The organism is Telluria sp. Soil_C_11 (assembly GCF_057657395.1).
In genome coordinates this window covers 283,583-298,805 of sequence record NZ_JBDGIN010000008.1, presented here as the reverse complement: position 1 = coordinate 298,805, position 15,223 = coordinate 283,583, and the positions used below count along the sequence as shown (strand labels likewise).

Annotated in this window: 9 protein-coding genes and 1 tRNA gene; 2 read left to right on the top strand and 8 right to left on the bottom strand. The window is 65.0% G+C overall.

What is annotated here, in order from left to right:
• Position 1 precedes the first annotated feature (1 nt).
• Both AC3A6M_RS15950 and AC3A6M_RS15945 read right to left on the bottom strand, forming a co-directional pair.
• Positions 2-77: transfer RNA gene (locus tag AC3A6M_RS15950), tRNA-Asn, on the bottom strand.
• Positions 78-121: 44 nt separating this feature from the next.
• On the bottom strand, positions 122-1,333 hold the full coding sequence (locus AC3A6M_RS15945; protein ID WP_487853696.1) for an amino acid aminotransferase: 1,212 nt from the start codon (positions 1,331-1,333) through the stop codon (positions 122-124).
• A 108-nt stretch (positions 1,334-1,441) separates the two neighbouring features.
• Here AC3A6M_RS15945 and uvrB point away from each other — a divergent pair, with 108 nt between their 5' ends.
• The gene (gene uvrB, locus AC3A6M_RS15940; protein WP_487853695.1) at positions 1,442-3,526 is read left to right on the top strand and encodes an excinuclease ABC subunit UvrB; all 2,085 of its coding nucleotides are present in this window, start codon (positions 1,442-1,444) and stop codon (positions 3,524-3,526) included.
• A gap of 64 nt (positions 3,527-3,590) precedes the next feature.
• On the opposite strand, the gene AC3A6M_RS15935 is transcribed toward uvrB, so the two are convergent.
• From AC3A6M_RS15935 to AC3A6M_RS15915, 5 genes are all read right to left on the bottom strand, one after another.
• Positions 3,591-4,613, bottom strand: coding sequence for a trypsin-like serine peptidase (locus AC3A6M_RS15935; protein ID WP_487853694.1), 1,023 nt, complete (start codon positions 4,611-4,613; stop codon positions 3,591-3,593).
• 276 nt (positions 4,614-4,889) lie between these two features.
• Positions 4,890-5,333: an FKBP-type peptidyl-prolyl cis-trans isomerase gene (locus AC3A6M_RS15930; protein ID WP_487853693.1), complete on the bottom strand. Its 444-nt coding sequence runs from the start codon at positions 5,331-5,333 to the stop codon at positions 4,890-4,892.
• A 28-nt stretch (positions 5,334-5,361) separates the two neighbouring features.
• Entirely contained in the window at positions 5,362-5,808 is a 447-nt protein-coding gene (locus AC3A6M_RS15925) for an FKBP-type peptidyl-prolyl cis-trans isomerase (protein ID WP_487853692.1), read from the bottom strand.
• A 23-nt stretch (positions 5,809-5,831) separates the two neighbouring features.
• Entirely contained in the window at positions 5,832-6,428 is a 597-nt protein-coding gene (locus AC3A6M_RS15920) for a MarC family protein (RefSeq protein ID WP_487853691.1), read from the bottom strand.
• Between the two features lie 85 nt (positions 6,429-6,513).
• The gene (locus AC3A6M_RS15915) at positions 6,514-14,091 is read right to left on the bottom strand and encodes a DUF4347 domain-containing protein (RefSeq protein WP_487853690.1); all 7,578 of its coding nucleotides are present in this window, start codon (positions 14,089-14,091) and stop codon (positions 6,514-6,516) included.
• Positions 14,092-14,170: 79 nt separating this feature from the next.
• Here AC3A6M_RS15915 and AC3A6M_RS15910 point away from each other — a divergent pair, with 79 nt between their 5' ends.
• On the top strand, positions 14,171-14,467 hold the full coding sequence (locus AC3A6M_RS15910; RefSeq protein WP_487853689.1) for a hypothetical protein: 297 nt from the start codon (positions 14,171-14,173) through the stop codon (positions 14,465-14,467).
• Positions 14,468-14,553: 86 nt separating this feature from the next.
• Here the strand turns inward: AC3A6M_RS15910 and AC3A6M_RS15905 are convergent, their stop codons facing one another.
• Positions 14,554-15,096: a phosphoribosyltransferase gene (locus AC3A6M_RS15905; protein WP_487853688.1), complete on the bottom strand. Its 543-nt coding sequence runs from the start codon at positions 15,094-15,096 to the stop codon at positions 14,554-14,556.
• Positions 15,097-15,223 lie beyond the last annotated feature (127 nt).

Sequence of the window (15,223 nt, the reverse complement as noted above, 5' to 3'; positions counted from 1 at the left end):
CTGGCTCCCCGACCTGGACTCGAACCAGGGACCTGCGGATTAACAGTCCGTCGCTCTACCGACTGAGCTATCAGGGATCATTCTTCCGATTCATGCTTGCTGAATCGGAAGAGCCAAGAGTTTAGAGAACTTTTGCGATGGCGTCAACGACGCGATCGATGTTCTTCGAATTCATCGCGGCAACACAGATGCGGCCGGTGTCCACGGCGTAGATCGATTCCTCGCGCAGCTGGCCGACCTGCTCCTTGGTCAGGCCCGAGTACGAGAACATGCCGACCTGCTTGCGCACGAAGTCGAAGTCCTTGCCCGGGGCTTTCTCGGCCAGCTTCTTCACCAGTTCTTCACGCATCTGCTTGATGCGCACGCGCATGCCGGCCAGCTCGTCTTCCCACAGCTGGCGCAGTTCCGGGGTCGACAGCACGGTCGCGACCACCTTGCCGCCGTGCACCGGCGGGTTCGAGTAGTTGGTGCGCACCACGCGCTTGAGCTGCGACAGGATGCGCGCCGCCTCTTCCGCGGACGAGCCCACCACCGACAGCGCGCCGACGCGCTCGCCGTACAGCGAGAACGACTTCGAGAACGAGTTCGAGACCAGCAGCGGGCCGCCGGCGTCGACGAAGCGGCGCACCACGGCGCCGTCTTCGGCGATGCCCGAGCCGAAGCCTTGGTAAGCCATGTCCAGGAACGGGATCAGGCCGTTCTCGCGCACGGCAGCGATGACCTGGCCCCACTGGTCGGCCGAGAGGTCGGCGCCGGTCGGGTTATGGCAGCAGGCGTGCAGCACGACGATCGCGCCTTCCGGCATATTGCGCAGGTCGGCCAGCATGCCCTCGAAATTGACGCCATGGGTTGCCGGGTCGTAGTAGGCGTAGTTGTTGACCTCGAAGCCGGCGCTTTCGAACAGCGCGCGGTGGTTTTCCCAGCTCGGGTCGCTGATGTAGACGCTCGAGCCCGGCGAGAAACGCTTCAGGAAATCGGCGCCGATCTTCAGGGCGCCGGTGCCGCCCAGGGCCTGCACGGTGATTGCACGCTTCTCTTGAATTACGGCGCTGTCGGCCCCAAATACGAGTTCTTGCACAGCCTTGTCGTACGCACCCAGGCCTTCGATCGGCAGATAGGTGCGCGGCGCGGGTTGTTCCATCAGCATCGCTTCCGCCTTGCGCACGCATTCCAGCAGGGGCACTTTTCCGTTGTCATCGTAGTAGACGCCGACGCCGAGATTGATCTTGGCCGGATTGGTATCTGCATTGAAGGCTTCGGTAATGCCCAGGATGGGGTCGCGCGGGGCCATGGCGATGGCGCCGAAGATGCTGGCAGGAGCTGTGGAATTCATCGTGATAGACTCAGGTTTGTCGGCTGGGTTTCGCAGCGGTTGTATAGACAGCGGCACGAATGTTGCAGTGCCGCAGGCGGATCCCCATTCTAGCAAAGGTCTGATCTCATGGCAGAACTATCGGTCGCAAATACTCCGGCGCCCACCGTCATCACTTTCCCGAATTCCCCGTTCAAGCTGCACCAGCCCTTTCCGCCCGCCGGCGACCAGCCGACCGCGATCGACGGCCTGGTCGACGGCATCGAGGACGGCCTGATGTACCAGACGCTGCTGGGCGTGACTGGTTCCGGCAAGACCTATACGATGGCCAACGTGATCGCCCGCGCAGGCCGTCCGGCGATCGTGTTCGCGCCGAACAAGACGCTCGCTGCGCAGCTGTACGCCGAGTTCCGCGAATTCTTCCCGCAGAACGCGGTCGAGTACTTCGTCTCGTACTACGATTACTACCAGCCGGAAGCCTACGTGCCGCAGCGCGACCTGTTCATCGAAAAGGACTCGTCGATCAACGAGCACATCGAGCAGATGCGCCTGTCCTGCACCAAGTCGCTGATGGAGCGGCGCGACGTCATCATCGTCGCGACCGTGTCGGCCATCTACGGTATCGGTAATCCGGACGAGTACCACAAGATGGTGCTGACCCTGCGCGCCAAGGACAAGGTGGCGCAGCGCGACGTCATCGCACGCCTGATCCAGATGCAGTACACGCGCAACGAAATGGACTTCGCGCGCGGCACCTTCCGCGTGCGCGGCGACACCATCGACATCTTCCCGGCCGAGCACGCCGAGCTGGCGATCCGCGTCGAGATGTTCGACGACGAGATCGAATCCCTGCAGCTGTTCGACCCGCTCACCGGCAAGGTGCGCCAGAAGATCCCGCGCTTTACCGTGTACCCGGGTTCGCACTACGTGACCGGCCGCTCGACCGTGCTGAAGGCGGTCGACTCGATCAAGGCCGAGCTGCGCGACCGCCTGGAATACTTCCGCGAACAGGGCAAGCTGCTGGAAGAACAACGCCTCGAGCAGCGTACCCGCTTCGACCTCGAGATGCTGGCCGAAGTCGGCTTCACCAAGGGCATCGAGAACTATTCGCGCCACCTGTCCGGCGCGATGCCGGGCGAGCCGCCACCGACCCTGATCGACTACCTGCCGAAGGACGCGCTGATGTTCATGGACGAGTCGCACGTGATGATCGGCCAGCTCAACGCGATGTACAACGGCGACCGTTCGCGCAAGACGAACCTGGTCGACTACGGCTTCCGCCTGCCCTCGGCGCTGGACAACCGGCCGCTGAAGTTCCAGGAATTCGAAAGCAAGATGCGCCAGTGCATTTTCGTCTCGGCAACGCCTGCCGAGTACGAAAAGGAAAAGGCCGACAACGTGGTCGAGCAGGTGGTGCGCCCGACCGGCCTGGTCGACCCGCAGGTCATCGTCAAGCCGGCCCGCACCCAGGTCGACGACCTGATGGGCGAGATCACCGACCGCATCGCCAAGGACGAGCGCGTGCTGGTGACCACGCTGACCAAGCGCATGGCCGAGCAGTTGACCGAATACCTGAGCGACCACGGCATCAAGGTGCGCTACCTGCACAGCGACATCGACACCGTCGAGCGCGTCGAGATCCTGCGCGACCTGCGCCTGGGCACGTTCGACGTCGTGGTCGGCATCAACCTGCTGCGCGAGGGCCTGGACCTGCCGGAAGTCTCGCTGGTGGCCGTGCTGGACGCCGACAAGGAAGGCTTCCTGCGTTCCGAACGTTCGCTGATCCAGACCATCGGCCGCGCCGCGCGCAACCTGAACGGCGTGGCGATCCTGTACGCCGACCAGGTCACGGACTCGATGAAGCGCGCGATCGACGAAACCGAACGCCGCCGCGCCAAGCAGATCGCCTTCAACGAAGCCCACGGCATCACGCCGAAAGGGGTGAACAAGAAGATCAAGGACATGATCGACGGCGTCTACAGCGCTGCCGCGAGCAAGCAGATGGAGCAGGCAGAGGAAACGGCGAAGATCGAGGGCATGAGCGAGAAGCAGATTTCGAAAGAGATCAAGCGCCTCGAGAAGCTCATGGTCGACCATGCCAAGAACCTCGAGTTCGAGAAGGCGGCCCAGGTGCGCGACCAGCTGCATATCCTCAAGCAGCAGGCCTTCGGGGCGCCGGGGGCGGACAATGTGGTGTCGATGCTAGGGAAATGAAAAAAGCGGCCGAGGCCGCTTTTTTTCATGCCGGTCCGCAAACCGGCTGTGCCGCAAAACCCGGTTACTGCTTGCGACGACGGCGCAGGCCGCCCAGCATCGCGCCACCCAGGGCCAGCAGCGCCAGGCTGCCGGGTTCCGGCACCACCGTGATGTTGCCGCCGGTGGCGTCTTTCAGGAAGTCGCTGTAGCCGCCCAGCACGATGCCGCCGAAGTAGGTGCCGAAGGTGCCGGCGACCTGGCCTTCGAAGCGGCCGCTGAAGGTGTTGTTCGCGACCAGCATCAGTTCGCCGTACATGTCGACGAAGGACGGGCCGCCGGAGTCGCCGCCGCCGATGCCCGACTCGCGGTTGTTCGGCAGGACCGGGGTGCAGACGCCCCAGCCGGTGCAGAAGGTGTCCTGGCCGTTGCCGTCGAAATCGGCGTAATAGACTTCGGTGCGGCCGGTGAAGCCTTCTTCGTCGTTGGCGTCGAACAGGTCCATGTAGTTCTCGCCGGTGCGCTTCACGGTGAAGCTGGGGTTGATGGTGTAGCCATTGACGCCGTCGCCCGAGGTGCCGTAGCCGGCCATCATGATATGGGTGCCTTCGCCGACTGCGCCGTTGAACAGCTTGTAGATCTTGGCGCTGGCCGGTGCGTCCTGGCTCAGGGTGATCACCGAGACGTCGTCGCCCAGGCAGCCCTTGCTGCCGTTCTGGCAGTTGTTGAAGCCCTGGTACTCGTTGCTGACGGCGAACGAGCTGGCGGTAATCAGGGAATTGATGTTGCCGTTGCTGTTGAAGACAACGCGCACGTCGTTACCCGGCTTGGTGATGTCCACATAGTGGCCGTTGCCGTCGGTGTCGACGCAATGGCCGGCCGAAATGACCTGGCGCTTGCCTACCAGGGCGCCCGAGCAGATATACGACTGCTGCACGCCACCCACCATGTAGCGGATGTTGATGCTGACGACGCCCGAGTACAGCGAGCTGGACGTATTGGCATCGACGTGGGCGGCGGGGGAATCCGGCAGCGCGCCCGAGGTGATGGTCGGGGTCACGATCCCTTGCACGACACCCGCCTGGGCCGCGCCAGTGGCTCCGAACATGGCGCTGGCCGCGACGACAACACCCAACAGTTTGGTGGACAACACATTCCGATTACGCATTTTTTATCCTTTGTAATAACAGCTTTTCTCATGTGACGCGATCTAGCACGCGTACTTTCATTAATGCATGAACCATGCCAGCAGGAAAAAAGTTTTATAAATTAATGACATATGGAAAATGTATTTACCAAGCCGTTACCTGTCTGTAAATTTTTCCGACAAGAAAAAACCGCAGCCCCTTGCGGGTGCTGCGGCTTCTTTGCGAGCGCAGGGACTTTATTTCACATCGAGCAGCGTGACGTCGAAGATCAGGTTGGCATTCGGCGGGATCGGGCCGGCGCCGCGGCTGCCGTAACCCAGCGCGGCGGGAATCACCAGGGTGCGCTTGCCGCCGACCTTCATGCCGACCAGGCCCTGGTCCCAGCCCGGGATCACGCGGCCGGCGCCAAGTTCGAAGCTGAAGGGTTCGCCGCCGACCGAGCTGTCGAACTGGGAACCATGCTGCTGCGGCTCTTTTGGTGCATACAGCCACCCGGTGTAGTGCACGGTGACGGTGGAGCCGACGGCCGCCGTCTTGCCGGTCCCGACCTTGGTGTCGATCTTCTGCAGCGGTTTGGCGGCGCTGGCGGACGCCTTCGGAGCGGCGGCGTGGGCGGCAAGCGGTCCCAGGGCAAGGGCGAGACCAAGGGCAAGCGCGGCGGCGGAACGGATAGATGTCATCGGATAGGCTCTGCTGGTTGGAAAAGGCTTACTTTACGTCGAGCAGTTCGACGTCGAAGATCAGGTTGCTGTTCGGCGGAATCGGACCGGCGCCCTGCTCGCCATAGCCCAGCGCGGCGGGAATGATCAGGGTGCGCTTGCCGCCCACCTTCATGCCCTGCACGCCCTGGTCCCAGCCCGGGATCACCTGGCCGGCGCCGAGCTGGAAGCTGAACGGTTCGCGGCCGATCGAGGAATCGAACTGGGCGCCGTGCTGGCCCTGCGCGTCAGGCGCGTACAGCCAGCCGGTGTAGTTGACGACGACGGTCGCGCCAGCCACCGCTTCCTTGCTCGTGCCCTGCACGGTATCGATCTTTTGCAGGGCGATCGCGGGGGTGGCGGCCGGCTGCGGAGCATTGGTGCGCTTGCAGGCGGTGAGAGTCAAACTTGAGGCCAGCACTACACCGAAGGCGCAGGCGGTGAGCAGTCGTTTCATGAGGAGGTCCAGGTTGGTTGAGCTTAAAGAGTCTTGACGAAGGTCCGCACGCCGCCCAGCAGCATCTCGATCGACATCGCGGTCAGGATCAGTCCCATCAGGCGCTCGAAGGCCGTCATGACCTGGGCGCCGAGGGCTTTCTGCAAGCGCTCGGCAGCCAGGAACACGGCCAGCCAGACGATGCCGACGGCGGCCAGCGCGGCCACATGCACCATCACCTCTTCCACATTGTTCGAGGTGAACAGCAGCACGGTCGCCAGCGCCGACGGCCCCGCCAGCGCAGGGATCGCCAGCGGCACGATGAAGGGTTCGCCGCCTTCGCTGCGGCCCAGCACGCCATCCGGATGCGGGAAGATCATGCGGATCGCGATGATCAGCAGGATCACGCTGCCACCGATGCGCAGCGAGATGTCGGTCAGTTGCAGCGCCGCCAGGAAGTGGCGGCCGAAGAACATGAACACCAGCAGCAGGAGGAACGCGATCGCGCACTCGCGCAGCACGATGCGTGGCCGGCGGGCCGGGTCGACGTCTTTCAGGGCGGTGACGAACAGGGGCACGTTGCCGAACGGGTCGGTGACGAGCAGGAGGAGAATGAAGGTCTGGAAGAAGCTTTGGGTCATGGGATCGGTCAAGTTGTATATGGCAATCTTAACCGATCGGCATCGCGCGCGGACGGGCGCGCGATGCCGCTGAGATCACCGGCGGTCAGATCACCGTGAAATCGGCGTAGGTCAGGCTCAAGTTCACGCCGACCAGCGCAAACTTGACCGCGGCGCCGGCGCCGGAGCCGTCGGCGTCGTAGTACAGGTAGCCGCTGGCCTTGTCGTACAGGATGAAGTCGTCGGCGTCGAGCGGCGCCGAGCCGATCACCTTGAAGTTGTTGGCGCCCAGCGTGCCCGTGGCGGTCAGTTTGGTGAACACGGCGTTCTCCAGCCTGATCGTGTCGTACACCGTCGAGAAGTCGGTGATGCGGTCGACGTTCGCCGTGCCGTTCAGGGCCGTGTTGAAGACGAAGTAGTCCGCGCCTGCGCCCCCGGTCAGCACGTCGTTGCCGAGGCCGCCGTTGATGACGTTGTTCCCCGCCCCCCCGACGATCGTGTTCGCCAATTCATTGCCGGTACCGTTGATGGCGCCGTCCAACAGCTGCAGGTTCTCGACGTTGGCGCCGAGGCTGTAACTGATCGACGAGATGACCTTGTCGATGCCGCCGGCCGCCAGCGCGCTGGTCTCGGATACCACATCGCCGGCATTGTCGACATGGTAAATATCGTTGCCGTCGCCGCCGACCATGGTATCCGCGCCCGCGCCGCCGTCCAGGGTGTCGTTGCCGGCATAGGTGTAGAGGTAGTTGGCCTTGGCGTCGCCGGTGAAGTTGTCGGCATTGTTGCTGCCGTAGAGCCGCTCGATGCCGACCAGGGTGTCGGCGCCGGAACCGCTCGCCTTGCCGGTGACCAGGTTGGCGGTGACGCCGGCCGTCCCGGTGACGCCATAGTAGAACGACACGGTATCGATGCCGTCGCCGCCATTGAGGACGTTGTCGCCGGCGCCCGCATACAGGAAATTGTCCAGTGCATTGCCGGCCAGGTTGGCCGCGCCGGCGGTCAGGATGCGGCCGTTCTCGACGTTGGCGCCCAGCGTGTAGGCGCCGATGTAGCTGTAGACGAGATCGGTGCCGCCCACGGCTGCGTCGGCATTGGTCTCGACGACGCTGTCGCCGGCATCGCGCACGTAATAGATGTCGTTGCCGTCGCCGCCTACCATGGTATCGGCGCCCGCGCCGCCGTCGAGGATATCGTTGCCGGCATAGGTGTAGAAGTAATTGGCTTTCGCGTCGCCGGTGAAGTTGTCGGCGTTGTTGCTGCCGTAGAGCTGTTCGATGCCGACCAGGGTGTCGGTACCGGAACCGCTTGCCTTGCCGGTTACCAGGCTGGCGGTGACGCCGGTTGTGCCGGAGACGCCGTAGTAGAACGACACGGTATCGATGCCGTCGCCGCCATTGAGGACGTTGTCGCCGGTGCCCGCATACAGGAAATTGTCCAGTGCGTTGCCGGTCAGGTTGGCCGCGCCGGCGGTCATGATGCGGCCGTTCTCGACGTTGGCCCCCAGCGTGTAGGCGCCCAGGTAGCTGTAGACGGTATCGCTGCCACCCGCTGCTGCGTTGGCATTGGTTTCGACGACGCTGTCGCCGGCATCGCGCACATAATAAATGTCGTTGCCGTCGCCGCCGACCATGGTGTCGGCGCCGGCGCCGCCGTCCAGGATGTCGTTGCCGGCATAGGTGGTCAGGGTGTTCGCCTTGGCGTCGCCGGTGAAATTGTCGGCGTTATTCGTGCCGTAGAGCCGCTCGATGTTGACCAGGGTATCGGCGCCGGAACCGCTCGCCTTGCCCGTGACCAGGCTGGCGGTGACGCCGGTCGTGCCGGTGACGCCATAGTAGAACGACACGGTATCGATGCCGTCGCCGCCATTGATGACGTTGTCGCCCGTTCCCGCATACAGGAAATTGTCGAGCGCATTGCCGGTCAGGTTGGCCGCGCCGGCGGTCAGGATGCGGCCGTTCTCGACGTTGGCGCCCAGCGTGTAGGCGCCGATGTAGCTGTAGACGAGATCGGTGCCGCCCACGGCTGCGTTGGCATTGGTTTCGACGACGCTGTCGCCGGCATCGCGCACGTAATAGATGTCGTTGCCGTCGCCGCCAACCATGGTATCGGCACCCGCGCCGCCGTCCAGGGTATCGTTGCCGCCATAGGTGTACAGGGTGTTCGCCTTGGCGTCGCCGGTGAAGTTGTCGGCATTGTTGGTGCCGTAGAGCGACTCGATATTGACCAGGGTATCGGTGCCGGAACCGCTCACCTTGCCGGTGAGCAGGTTGGCGGTGACGCCGGTCGTGCCGGTCACGCCGTAATTGAAGGACACGGTATCGATGCCGTCACCGCCATCGATGACGTTGTCGCCGGTACCCGCATAAATGGTGTTGTCCAGCGCATTACCGGTGAGGTTGGCCACGCCCGTGGACAAGATGCGACCGTTCTCGACGTTCGCGCCGAGCGTGTAGGCGCCCAGATAGCTGTAGACGGTATCGCTGCCGCCCACGGCTGCGTTGGCATTGATCTCGACGACGCTGTCGCCGGCATCGCGCACGTAATAGATGTCGTTGCCATCGCCGCCGATCATGACATCGGCGCCGGCGCCGCCGTCCAGGGTGTCGTTGCCGCCATAGCCCTGGAGCTGGTTTTCGCCGGCGTTGCCGATGATGTTATCGGCGAATTGCGTGCCCAGCACGTCCTCGATGCCGACCAGGGTATCCGTGTTGCCCCAGTTGTCGGTCGCGGTGCCGGTGGCCAGGTTGACCTTGATGCCGGCGGCGCCGGTCGTGGGGTCCGCGCTGAAGCTGTCGCGGTAATCCGCGTAGTCGCGGCCATTGCCGCCATCCAGCACGTCGTTGCCGGCGCCTCCGGCGAGCTGGTCGTTACCGTCGCCGCCGCTCAGCAGGTCGTTGCCGTCCCGCCCATACAGGGCATTGCCGGCGGCATCGCCGGTGAGGGTGTCGCCGTAGCGCGAGCCGGACACGTTCTCGATCCCGGCGAGCTTGTCGGCATAGCCCCAGTTGTCGGTGGCGGTGCCGGTGAGCAGGTTCACCGTCACGCCGGTGCCCGCAACCGACCCTTCGCTATTCCAGTACTCGGCGATATCGATGCCGGCGCCGCCATCGAGCGTATCGTCGCCCCCGTCGCCCTCGAGTGCATCGTTGCCGGCGCCGCCCAGCAGCGTGTCGTTGCCGGTGCCGGCGTCGAGCCAGTCGTTGCCGTCGCCGCCGCTCAGCGTGTCGTTGCCGTCCTGTCCCCACAGGCTGTTGTCGGCGGCATTGCCGGTGATGACGTCGCCATAGCGTGAACCCGAGACATTCTCGATGCCGGCCAGGAAGTCGGTATTGCCCCAGTTGTCGGTGGCGATGCCGGCGCCCAGGTTGACGCTCACGCCGGCGCCGGTCGGCGCAATGCTGCCGTAGTCGCTGCCGTAGTTGACGGTGTCGCGGCCGTCTCCACCATTGATCACGTCGTTGCCGGCGCCGCCGCTGAGCTGGTCGTCGCCCGCGTCGCCGCGCAGGTTGTCCGTGCCCTCCCCCCCGTCGAGCCAGTCGTTGCCGCCGGCGCCGATGAGGGTGTCGTTACCGGCGTTGCCATACAGGTTGTTGTTGGCGTCATCGCCGCCGAGGCTGTCGGCGTAGCGCGAACCTTGCACCCGCTCGATGCTGGTCAAGGTATCGATGTTGCCCCAGTTGTCGATGGCAATCCCTGCGGCCAGGTCGACCGTCACGCCGGCACCGGTCGGCATCGCGCTGCCGAGGCCGTAGTCGTTCGCATAGTTGGCGGTATCGTTGCCGTCGCCGCCGTCCAGGATGTCGTCGCCCGCGCCGCCGCTGAGCTGGTCGAAGCCGGCGCCGCCCTGCAGGATGTCGTTGCCGTTACTGCCGTCGAGCGAGTCGTTGCCGTCGCCGCCGGCCAGCTTGTCGCTGCCATCGCCGCCCCACAGGCTGTTGTCGCCGGCATTGCCGGTGATGACGTCGGCATAGCGCGAGCCGTCCACGTTCTCGATGCTTACCAGCTGGTCGGCATTGCCCCAGTTGTCGGTGGCGGTGCCGGTGACCAGGTTGACCGTCACGCCGAGACCGGTCGGCGCGATGCTGCCGTAGTCGTTCGAGTAAGTGGCCCGGTCGGCGCCATCGCCGCCATTGATGAGGTCGTTGCCGGCGCCGCCATTGAAGGAGTCGTTGCCGGTGCCGCCGGTGAGGCTGTCGTTGCCGTCGCCACCATCGAGCCAGTCGTTGCCATCGCCGCCAGCCAGCGTATCGCCGCCCTCGCCACCCCACAGGTTGTTGTTGGCGGCATCGCCGGTGATGACGTCGGCGTAGCGCGAGCCGTCCACGTTTTCGATGCTCACCAACTGGTCGGCATTGCCCCAGTTGTCGGTGGCGGTGCCGGTGGCCAGGTTGACCGTCACGCCGCGGCCGGTCGGCGCGATGCTGCCGTAGTCGTTCGAGTAAGTGACCCGGTCGGCGCCATCGCCGCCATTGATGAGGTCGTTGCCGGCGCCGCCGCTGAAGGAATCGTTGCCAGTGCCGCCGGCGAGGTTGTCGTTGCCGTCGCCACCATCGAGCCAGTCGTTGCCGTCGCCGCCGTTCAGGGTATCGTTGCCGTCCTGGCCCCACAGGGCGTTGTCGGCGGCGTTGCCAATGATGACGTCGGCATAGCGCGAGCCGTCCACGTTCTCGATGCCGGACAGCTGGTCGGCATTGCCCCAGTTGTCGGTGGCGGTGCCGGTGGCCAGGTTGACCGTCACGCCGAGACCGGTCGGCGCGATGCTGCCGTAATCGTTCGTGTAAGTGACGGTGTCGGTGCCGTCGCCGCCGACCAGGGTGTCGTTGCCGGCGCCGCCGCCGAACGCATCGTTGCCGGCGCCGCCGTCCAGGCTGTCGTTGCCTTCGCCACCGTCGAGCCAGTCGTTGCCATCGCCGCCGCCGAGGAAGTCGTTGCCGGCGTCGCCATGCAGGTTGTTGCCGGCTGCATTGCCGATGATGATGTCGGCATAGCGCGAACCCTGCACGTCTTCGATGCCGGACAGTTGGTCGGTCTTGCCCCAGTTGTCGGTGGCGACCCCGGTCGACAGGTTGACCACGACGCCGAAGCCGGTCGGCTTGGCGCTGCCGCCCTCGCTGCCATAGTTGACAATGTCGACGCCGTCGCCGCCGTCGATGGTGTCGTTGCCGTCACCGCCGAGCAGCTGGTCCATGCCCGCGCCGCCGCGCAGGGTGTCGTCGCCGTCGCCGCCGTCGAGCCAGTCGTTGCCGCCGGCGCCGCCGAGGGTGTCGTTGCCGGCGTCGCCATGCAGGTCGTTATTGGCCTCGTCGCCGGTGATGCTGTCGGCATACTGCGAACCTTGCACCATCTCGATGCTGACCAGGGTGTCGACATTGCCCCAGTTGTCGATGGCGAAGCCGGCCGCCAGGTCGACCGTCACGCCGACGCCGGTGGCGGAGACGGTGACGTTGCCGTCATAGGTGTCGTCCAGGTAGCTCGCCGTGTCGCGGCCTGCCCCGCCGTCGATCGTGTCGTTGCCGCTGCCGCCGATGAAATTGTCGTTGCCGTTGCCGCCGGTGAGCTTGTCGTCGCCGCCGCGTCCGAACACGTAGGCGCCCAGGTCGCCCAGCTGGACGGTGTCCGCACCCGCACCGGTGTGGAGGTTGCGGATCCCGATCAGGGTATCGTTGCCGATCCCGGCGCCGGAAGCGGTGCCTGCCCGCAGGTCGACATTGATGGCGCTGGTGATCCCGTCATACATCACGACGTCGTCGCCGCCATTGCCCACGACCGTGTCGTTGCCGTCGCCGGGACGGAACCAGTTGATCCCGGCGTTGCCGACCAGGGTGTCCGAAAATGCCGTGCCGGTGACATGCTCGATGCCGATCAGGGTGTCGGTATTGCCCCAGCTGTCGGTGGCGATGCCGGCCGCCAGGTTCACGCTGACGCCCGCCGGGCCGGCCGAGTAATCGACGGTGTCGCCGGCGCCGCCATTGGCGCCGCCGTCCAGGACGTCGTTGCCGGCGCCGCCGACCAGCAGGTCGTCGTCGCCCCCGCCGCGCAGGGTGTTGTCGCCGGCGTCCCCGATGAGCGTATCGCGGTAGCGCGAGCCCGTCACGTCTTCGATGTTGACCAGCCTGTCGATGCCGCCCCAGTTGTCGTTGGCATAGCCAGCCTCCAGGTCGACATGGACCCCGAAGCCGGTCGTGCCCGCTTCGATATCGTTCTGGTAGGAGACGCTGTCGCGGCCCGCGCCGCCATCCAGCACGTCGTTGCCGGAACCGCCGTCGAGCTGGTCGTCGCCGTTACCGCCCTGCAGGTTGTCGTTGCCGGCATCGCCACTGATCCCGTCGTTGCCGTCGCCGCCGTCGATGGTGTCGTCGCCCGCGGCGCCGTACAGGAAGTTGTCGGCGGCATTGCCGATAATGCTGTCGGCATACACCGAGCCCGACACGTCCTCGATGTTGGCCACCGTATCGGTATCGCCCCAGTTGTCGATGACGGTGCCGGCGGCGAGGTCGACCGTGACGCCGAGACCGGTCACGGCCGGGCCGCCATCGTAGGCATCGACCTGGAAGTTGATGTAGTCGCGGCCGCCGCCGCCGTCGATGGTGTCGTTGCCGCTGCCGCCGTACAGGATATCGTTGCCGGCGCCGCCGATGAGGGTGTCGTCGCCGGCGCGGGCGAACACGTAACCGCCGAGGTCGGACAGCTGGATGACATCCGCGCCTCCGCCCGTATGGACATTGCGGATCCCGCTCAGGGTATCGACGCCGATGTCGGCGCCGGACGCCACTCCGTTGACGAGGTCGACCGTGACGCCATTGGGCGCGTCCTCGTACATCACGGTGTCGTTGCCGCCGTTGCCGATGACCACGTCATTGCCGTCGCCGGGACGGAACCAGTTATTGCCAGTGTTGCCGATCAGGGTGTCCGCGAAGGCGGAACCGGTGATGTGCTCGATGCCGACCAGCGTGTCCGTATTGCCCCAGTTGTCGGTCGCCTTGCCCGTCGCCAGGTTGACGCTGACGCCTGCCGGTCCGGCCGAATAGTCGATCGTGTCGCCAAAGTAGCCGTCGGCGCCGCCATCCATGAGATCGTCGCCGGCGCTGCCGGCCAGGGTATCGTCGCCGGCGCCGCCGGAGAGCGTGTCCGTGCCGTCGGTCCCCTCGAGGTAGTCGTTGTAGGCGCTGCCGGATACCATCGCCAGCGTGCCGGCATAGGCGGAACCGTCGATGGCCTGCGTCGTGACGGTGCCGACCCGGGCTTCCAGCGCCCAGTTGCCGCCGAGCGCAGCCGCGCCGGTCAGGTCGGCCGAGGCCGCCACATCGCTGCCCGTGTACGCCGCCAGTTGCTGCAGGAAGTGTTCGCCGGTGGCGCCCTGCCCGACCTCGCAGCCGTACAGCAGGATGTCACCGGTGGCTGACAGGCTGCGGCCGATCGCCGCCAGCGTGTCTGCGTACTGCGCCAGCGCGCCCGCATCGATGCCGGCGCCGCCCAGCGTGATTTGTCCCGCGCTGCCGTGCGATACGATGTGGATCGCATCGAGCTCGCGCTCCGTTGCCAGGGCGGCGGCGATCTGGATGAGCCCATCCTGGGTGCTGTCCAGCATCACGATATGCACGCCGTCGGCGAGGCCGGCGACGATCGATTGCCAGCCGACCACGGACTGGTCGATAAAAATCACTTCGCGGGATGGGGTCACGCAGATCTCCTTGTGTATTAACAAGAAGATTATAGACGGGAAACTTTCCCATTTGCAACATAATTACAAATTGTCAGTCATGCCAGTGACCGGAAAGCGACATGGGGCCCGGACGGTCACGGGTGGAGCGGCGCTATCGAAACGCCAGCAAGGGGGAGAAAGAGCCACAGATGAGCAGGGACAGGAAATCCGCCACGCCGGCGGCCTGGCGCCGCTGTGGGCCTTCTCGATGGTGGCGCAGACCGCCGGCCATTCCACTTTCGGCGTGGTGCTGATCCTGGCCGGTTCGGGCGTGATCCTGGCGCTGGCGTCGATGTGCGGCCAGTGGTACCGGTTCTGCCGGCACAAGAACTGGGGGAGCGGCGCGTACAGGTAAAAAAAAATCGGGGCGCTGCCCCGATTTTTACTTGGGGTGAAGAGTGCCAGCGGCACTCTTCACACCTGCGCGTGCGACGGTGTGAATCAGTTCTTCTCGAACTTCTTCATCCACGCCGACAGCTGGTGCGGACGCAGGCCGTCGTAGTCTTCGAACGGCTGGTGGATCCACGGGTTGTGCGGCAGGTCTTCCAGGTGGTAGTCCGGCACGAACGACGAGGTGCCCTTGACCCAGATGACGGCCGAGCGCACTTCGGTGACGTCCGGGTAGTTGGTCTGCAGGTGCTCGCGCACCTTGTGCAGGGTCACGCCGGAATCGGCCAGGTCGTCGACCAGCAGGATCCTGCCGGCCAGCGGGCCCTTGGTCATCGTCATGTACTTGGCGATGTCCAGGTTGCCCTGCTTGGTGCCGGCTTCTTCGCGGTAGGAGCTGGTCGACAGGATCGCCAGCGGCACGTCGAAGATGCGCGAGATCACGTCGCCCGGGCGCACGCCGCCGCGCGCCAGGCACAGCACCATGTCGAACTTCCAGTTCGATTCGTAGACTTGCAGCGCCAGGCGCTCGACCAGGCGGTTGTACTCATCCCAGGAGACCCACAGATCCTTGTCAGTCGATGCAGGAGTATTCACTTTCAACTTTCCTTTTTGCCGGGCTCCGCAAACCTGCTGCGCGTTGCACTGTCGGCTTGCGATGCTCGCTGTACTACTCGTACAGCTGCGCTTCTCAGCCAACATTGCCGCCGCTCGCGACGGTTTT